Below are 819 nucleotides of genomic sequence, written 5' to 3' on the forward strand. Positions count from 1 at the left end.
GTATTAAATTTTGGRGGGATAAAATGAAGATAAGAAAAGAAGATGTATATGAGCATTTAGAGTTGTTATATGAAATTGTAGGGGATGAGAAGTATTTAGAGATAGTTAGGATGTATGGTGGAAGTAATCTTTATATACCAACTTATAAGGCTACTATTAGAAATAGCAGAAACTCATTTAAGTATATATTTTGATGATAGAATGTCATCTTTAAATATGTAGTTTCAAAAAAATCTATGATTTTTTATTAGAGGGGTATCTCTTTTTGCAAAAATGGAAAAAATACCTAAAAAAGGCTATGAATTTATAGTCATAGCCTTTCAAAATAAATAATTATTGTTCTTTAATTTTGGTATAGAATACACAAAATTATCTACACACTGAAATCTATTATTTCATCACATCCAATTTTATTTCTTTTTAAATCAATGCACATTTCACTATTATACTTTTCTCTAATTATTTTCATTAATTTGTTAGAATATGCTCTAGCTTCATTAGCTTCTAACTCACTATTTCTTCCCTTTAAAAATCCTATAACTAGCACTGCTGCATTTATAGCTCCACATAAACTTCCTACAGTTGCTCCCGATCCCATTCCACTTCCTAAAGAAACAGGTATATTTGTATGATGCTCTTCGTTATATGATTTTATTAATGCCTCTGCACAATTATATCCTTGGCTATGATATATTGATGGTTTAGTCATTATATCCCTCCTAAAATTATAAGTTTCTATAATTATAATAGATAATTTTATTATTTAAGTTCAATATTCTTATTTTAATTTTGTCTATCTTTTCTTAACTTAACSATCTT

At 26.4% G+C, this 819-nt stretch carries 2 protein-coding genes; one reads left to right on the plus strand and one right to left on the minus strand.

All coding sequences use genetic code 11. From position 1 onward, the window contains the following. Positions 1-23 precede the first annotated feature (23 nt). On the plus strand, positions 24-194 hold the full coding sequence (locus G3997_RS03470) for a hypothetical protein (protein WP_296648163.1): 171 nt from the start codon (positions 24-26) through the stop codon (positions 192-194). 179 nt (positions 195-373) lie between these two features. Here the strand turns inward: G3997_RS03470 and G3997_RS03475 are convergent, their stop codons facing one another. Then, positions 374-709 carry a C-GCAxxG-C-C family (seleno)protein gene (locus G3997_RS03475; protein WP_296648165.1) on the minus strand — a complete coding sequence of 112 codons (336 nt, stop codon included), beginning with the start codon at positions 707-709 and terminating at the stop codon, positions 374-376. Positions 710-819: the final 110 nt, after the last annotated feature.

The sequence above is a fragment of the Romboutsia sp. 13368 genome (genome assembly GCF_018336475.1).
Lineage (GTDB): Bacteria > Bacillota > Clostridia > Peptostreptococcales > Peptostreptococcaceae > Romboutsia.